This window comes from Curtobacterium sp. MCLR17_034, from assembly GCF_003234485.1.
Classification (GTDB): Bacteria; Actinomycetota; Actinomycetes; order Actinomycetales; family Microbacteriaceae; genus Curtobacterium; species Curtobacterium flaccumfaciens.
In genome coordinates, this window is the sequence record NZ_QKTH01000033.1 from 1 (window position 1) to 5,356 (window position 5,356).

General features: G+C 75.0%; 7 protein-coding genes. 6 read left to right on the forward strand and 1 reads right to left on the reverse strand.

Annotation, left to right across the window (positions count from 1 at the left end; translation table 11 throughout):
- The 5 genes from DEI98_RS18135 to DEI98_RS18155 form a co-directional block, all read left to right on the forward strand.
- Positions 1-929: NUDIX domain-containing protein (locus DEI98_RS18135; RefSeq protein WP_111101541.1), on the forward strand; the 929-nt coding region annotated here is incomplete at its 5' end.
- A gap of 103 nt (positions 930-1,032) precedes the next feature.
- Positions 1,033-1,779 carry a phosphotransferase enzyme family protein gene (locus DEI98_RS18140; protein ID WP_181438091.1) on the forward strand — a complete coding sequence of 249 codons (747 nt, stop codon included), beginning with the start codon at positions 1,033-1,035 and terminating at the stop codon, positions 1,777-1,779.
- The gene (locus tag DEI98_RS18145; RefSeq protein WP_111101543.1) at positions 1,776-2,852 is read left to right on the forward strand and encodes a winged helix DNA-binding domain-containing protein; all 1,077 of its coding nucleotides are present in this window, start codon (positions 1,776-1,778) and stop codon (positions 2,850-2,852) included. Before DEI98_RS18140 ends, DEI98_RS18145 begins: the two co-directional genes overlap by 4 nt.
- Positions 2,853-3,025: 173 nt before the next feature.
- Entirely contained in the window at positions 3,026-3,955 is a 930-nt protein-coding gene (locus tag DEI98_RS18150; RefSeq protein WP_111101544.1) for a DnaJ domain-containing protein, read from the forward strand.
- Positions 3,956-4,034: 79 nt separating this feature from the next.
- Complete coding sequence (locus tag DEI98_RS18155; protein ID WP_181438092.1) at positions 4,035-4,412, forward strand: hypothetical protein; 378 nt, start codon at positions 4,035-4,037, stop codon at positions 4,410-4,412.
- Here DEI98_RS18155 and DEI98_RS18160 read toward each other — a convergent pair.
- The gene (locus tag DEI98_RS18160) at positions 4,406-4,768 is read right to left on the reverse strand and encodes an RNA-binding S4 domain-containing protein (protein WP_071405402.1); all 363 of its coding nucleotides are present in this window, start codon (positions 4,766-4,768) and stop codon (positions 4,406-4,408) included. The two genes, DEI98_RS18155 and DEI98_RS18160, sit on opposite strands and share 7 nt — an antisense overlap.
- Before the next feature lie 33 nt (positions 4,769-4,801).
- Between DEI98_RS18160 and DEI98_RS18165 the strand changes: the two genes are divergently transcribed.
- Positions 4,802-5,050 carry a hypothetical protein gene (locus tag DEI98_RS18165; RefSeq protein ID WP_220037094.1) on the forward strand — a complete coding sequence of 83 codons (249 nt, stop codon included), beginning with the start codon at positions 4,802-4,804 and terminating at the stop codon, positions 5,048-5,050.
- The last annotated feature ends 306 nt before the right edge of the window (positions 5,051-5,356 follow it).

A 5,356-nucleotide genomic window follows, 5' to 3' on the forward strand; every position in this document is an offset into this window, starting at 1 on the left:
GGCCGCCACCCGGCCCCCGCGACCCCGGTGACGCCTGGGCGGTCGGCCCCGACGGCACCAAGGCGTGGGGACGCTTCGGCGCCGCCGGCCTGCTCGTCGACGACGGCGCAGGCCGCGTGCTCCTGCAGCACCGCGTCGAGTGGAGCCACCACGGCGGCACCTGGGGCATCCCCGGCGGCGCACGGCACCAGGGCGAAGCAGCCGTGACCGCCGCCCTCCGCGAATCCGCCGAAGAGGCCGGTGTCCCCGACGACGCGATCGCCCTGCGCCACACGGCGCTGCTCGACCTGGGCTTCTGGACCTACACGACCGTCGTGGGGCGCGCCTCCCGACCCTTCGAACCCGTCATCGCCGACCGCGAGAGCCTCGCCCTGTCGTGGATCCCGATCGACCAGGTTGACGACCTGCCCCTGCACCCCGGCTTCGGGAGGTCGTGGCCGGCGCTCCGCGCCACGATCGCGACCACCCCGCACGTCGTCGTCGACGCGGCGAACGTCGTGGGCAGCGTGCCCGACGGCTGGTGGAAGGACCGAGCCGGCGCCGCATCGCGCCTGCTGGCACAGGTGTCGGCGCTCGCCGCGGGCGGGGTCGGCGCATCGTTGCTCGACCTGCCGTTCGCACGGTGGTGGCCGCGGTGGACCGTGGTGCTCGAGGGGGAGGCCCGGGCCGCTGCGGACGTGGGCGGTGCTGGTGGAGACGGCGGTGCGGACCGCGCTGTCGGCGCTGACCGCGGCGCCGCCACCGGCGCTGTCGGCGTCGTCCGTGCTCCGGCTTCCGGCGACGACGCCATCGTCGAGTCCGCGCAGGCCGCGGTGCAGGCCGGCGACGGGCCGGTCGTCGTCGTGACGGCCGACCGCGAGCTCCGCGACCGCGTCGAGGCCCTCGGCGCGGTCGTCCACGGGCCGTCCTGGTTGCGCGACCAGCTGTAGCCGCCTGGACCGCCGTGTTCCGGATGGTGACCGAGCGGCCGTCGGTCGCTGCCGGTACGCTGGCCCTGACGTCAACGGAGACGCAACACGCAGGAGGTTCCCCTTGGAGCGCATCACCAGGGCCGACGACCGAGTCCACCGCCCCGCCGGGCCGTGGACCCCCACGGTGCACCGGCTGCTCGCCCACCTGCACGAGCAGGGGTTCGTCGCAGCCCCCGAACCGATCGCCCTCGGTGACACCCTCGAGACGGTCTCGTTCGTGCCCGGTGTCGCGGGCGAGTACCCCTGGACCGAGGACATCGCCAGCGAGGCCGCCCTCGTCACCAGCGCCCGCCTGCTCCGCCAGTTCCACGACGCTGCCGCCAGCTTCCCGCGCAGCGCCACCGACGACCTCTGGTCGCAGGCCGCCCGTGCCCCCGTCGAGACGATCGTGCACGGCGACTTCGCCCCGTACAACTGCGTCTACGACGGCATCGCCGCCGTCGGCTTGATCGACTTCGACACCGCCCACCCCGGCCCCCGCGTCTGGGACGTCGCGAGTGCCGTCTACCGGTTCGCACCGTTCACCACCGGTGCCGTCGAGGGATCGACCGCCCCCGACCTCGCCGAGCGGCTCGCGCGGGCCGCCGAGTTCTGCCGCGCCTACGCCCTCGACGACCGCTCCCGCAGCGTCCTGGCCGAGACGATGATCGCGTCCCTCGTCGCCCTGGTCACGACGATCGAGCACGAGGCCGCCGCCGGCAACCCGAAGTTCGTCAGCGACCTGCAGCACGGCCACGCCGACCTGTACCGCGCCGACGTCGCCTACCTGGAGCAGCACGCCGACGCCGTCACCGCCGCCGTCGCGTGACCACCAGCCCCGCGCGGCTCCGCACGGCGCGGTTCGCGGCGCAGGGCATCGCGGCACCCGGACTGCGACCCACCGAGGTCGTCGCGCGGATGCTGGCGGTGCAGGGGCAGGACCTCGGCCAGGTGCTCTGGGCCATCGGGGTCCGCGCTCCCGGATCGACGCGGGACGACGTCCGCGAGGCCTTCGATCGCGGCGAACTCGTCCGGTCGTGGCCGATGCGCGGCACCCTGCACGCCCTGCGCCCCGACGACCTGCGACTGCTGCTCTCGCTCACCGCCGAGCGGACGCTCCGCACGATCGCCCGGCGCGCCGCCGAGCTCGGCATCGACGACGCCCTGCTCGGCCGGGCCCGGGACGCGACGGTCGCGGCCCTGGGCGGTGGTCGTGCGCTGGTCCGGGACGACCTGTTCGCGGCGTACCGCGCTGCCGGTATCGACCCGGCCGGCGGTCGCGGCTACCACCTGGTCCTGCAGCTCGCGCAGGAGGGCCTCGTCGCCTGGGGTCCCACCGCCCGCGTCGGGCAGGGGCTCGTCCTGCTCGACGAGTGGGCACCCGCCACCGCTGACCTGCCGGACCGCGACGAAGCCCTCCGCCGGGTCCTGCTCGGGTACCTGCGCGGCCGTGGCCCAGCGACCGAGGCCGACGCCGCGAGCTGGACGAAGCTGCCGCTCGGTGACCTCCGCCGAGCGCGGGCCGCGGCGGGGGACGCGGTGGAGGACCTCGGCGACGGGCTCTTCGACCTCGCCGACCGGCCGGCAGCCGCGCGCACCCCCACCGGGCACCTGCTCCCCGGCTTCGACGAGTACCTGCTCGGGTACGCAGACCGGTCCGCGCAGCTCGACCCCGCCCACGCCGACCGGGTCGTCCCCGGGGCCAACGGCATGTTCCTGCCGATGGCCGTCGTGCGCGGTCGCGTCGTCAGCACCTGGAAGCGCACCGAGCGCCGGGCCGGGCACCTCGTCACCGTCACACCCTTCGGTGCCCTCGACGCGGCATCGGTCCGCGCGCTCGAGGCGGCGGCCGCGCGGTACGCGGCGTTCCTCGGTGCGCCCGTCGCGACCACGGTGGTCTGACGCGACCACCTGCGGACCGTGTGCCGAGGCTGCCCGGCCGCACCGCCCCTCTCCCCACCGGCACGGCCGCCCCGCCGCTGGCGCGTCGGTGCGGAACCGGCGGCGTGGGCCCAGACCGCACCCAGCAACCATGCGGCGGACTCCGACACTGCCTCCGGTAATGTCGCAGGGCCATGACGGACAGCCCGGCCGACGCCACCCCCTACGAAGTCCTCGGCGTCCCCGCGACGGCTGACGACGAAGCGCTCCGCCGTGCCTACCGGCGGGCCGCCCGCGAGACGCACCCCGACCTCGGCGGCGACGCCCAGCGCTTCCGCCAGGTCCAGCTCGCATGGGAGCGCATCGGCACGCCGGCAGCCCGGCGGGCGTACGACGTCGGGTCCCGCGCGTGCGGCGCGTCCGGGGCGACCGCCGGCAGGGGTGACACCGGTCGCGACGCCTACGCGCCCCCGGCAGCGCGTCGCGACACCCGCCCCCGGGCCCGGTCCCACGGACACCCCGGCGGTCGGTCGCGCGAGGTCTTCCTGCAGGCCGAACGCGAGTGGGTCGGGCTCGGCGACCCCATCGAGGACCCCTACGACCCCACGCTCATCCGCTCCGCGCCGCGGCACATCCGGCGCCTGCTCGCCGAGGCCCTGGCCGAAGAAGCGACCGCGCTGATCGTCTCCGACATGGGGATCGGCGTCACGGTGTGGCACGACCTCGACGCCGGAGCCGAGGGCAAGCTCGACCACGCCGTCCTCACCCCGAGCGGACTCTGGGCCGTCGAGTCCATCGACTGGGGCGCTCCGGTCCGCGTCGAGCACGGCGAGATCGTCGGCGAGACGCTCGCGCCGGGGGAACGACCCGTCAAGGAACTCGTCCGCGCCGCCCGTGCCGTGCAGAAGCAGACCCGGGTGCGGTTCTCCGGGCGGCTGCTCGTCGTGCCGGACGCCGCCGTCACCGAGGACGTGCAACTCGTCGGCTCGCCGAAGAAGCCCACCGCGCTCGTCGTCCGCCGGAGTGCGCTCGCCCAGGTGCTGAACGGTGTCTGGTCGCCGGCCGGTTCCGTCGACGTGTTCGAGATCCGCGACCGCCTGCAGCAGACCGTCCGCTTCGTCTGACCCTGACGCCTGACGCCTGACGCCTGACGCCCGACCCGGGCTCCGACCGTCACCGTCCGATGCGTCGTACGATCACGGCATGCGCGAAGAGGTCGTCGTCGTGGTCGGCGGATGGGAGCACGACTGCTGCGGGCCCGCCTACGAACGGCAGGCCACGGCGGCGTTCACCGCGTACGGAAGGACGCCGCGGTTCGCCGAGTCCCGGCACCACGACGACCCGTTCGGCATCACGGAGTTCCGTGGTCGGGTGGCCGATCTGCTCGTCGTCGCGGAGGACGGCACCCGCATCCCCGTCCACCGCATCCCGTCAGGTCGCGCGCTGGGCGGGTCCGATCCGGACGACGACGGGCACCTCGAGGCCCCGTGGACCGGAGAACGGATCGAGGTCGAGTCCGACACGTTCGAGATCGTGGTCGATGTCCACGTGCCCGGGTCCGGGTCCGCGAAGCGTCAGTAGCCGCGGAGCTTCTCGAGGTCGCGGCGCTCCCGCTTGCTCGGCCGTCCGGCGCCGCGATCGCGCATCGGGACGAAGCCGGCCTCTTCCTTCGACAGCCGCGGCGGGGTCTTGTCCTCGAAGTGCTTCGCCGCCTCGGGGGCGCTCGTCCGCTTCAGGATGATGCCGGTGACCATGACGATGCGGTCGAAGCCGTTCTGGCGCACCCGCACCTCGTCGCCGGGGCCGATCGGCTGCGCCGGCTTCGCGCGCTCCCCGTTCACCCGGACGTGACCGGCCTTGCACGCGGCAGTCGCGGCCGACCGGGTCTTGGTGATCCGGACGGCCCAGATCCAGCTGTCGACCCGGGCCTTCTCCATGCCGACACTCTAGGCGGCCCGTACCCTGGGGCGGTGCATGCGGACGAACAGGCGGCGATCGCCCGGGCCCGTGCCCTCGGGGTGCTGCACGACGCCGCGATCGGGGACCGCCTGGTGGTCCGGGCGCACCACGGTGACGGCGCGCAGGACGCCCTCGGTGACCTGGTCGCCCAGACGCCCGACGCCGTGACGATCGCCACCCGCCGCGGCCCGGTCGAGGTCCGGCTCGCCGACGTCGTCGCCGCGAAGCCCGTCCCGCCGCCCCCGCCCGCGCGGCGCTGACGCGCTCGGCTCGCACCGTGCGGACTTGTCGTGCTGTCGAGCCGGGGTCGCACGGTGCGGACTTCGTCGGCGGGTGCGTTGTCGGAGGCCGGGTGCGGGGTTGTGGTGCCGCACGCAGCCACCAGCCCCGCACGGTGTGGCGGAGGCGGCACCGTGCGGGATTCGCGGAGCCGGGGTCGCACGGTGCGGACTTCGTCGGCAGGTGCGTCGTCGGAGGCTGGGTGCGGGGTTGTAATGGCGCACGGAGCCACCAGCCCCGCACCGGCTGACGAACCTCGCACCGTGCGAACCCGACGCGTCCCGCCC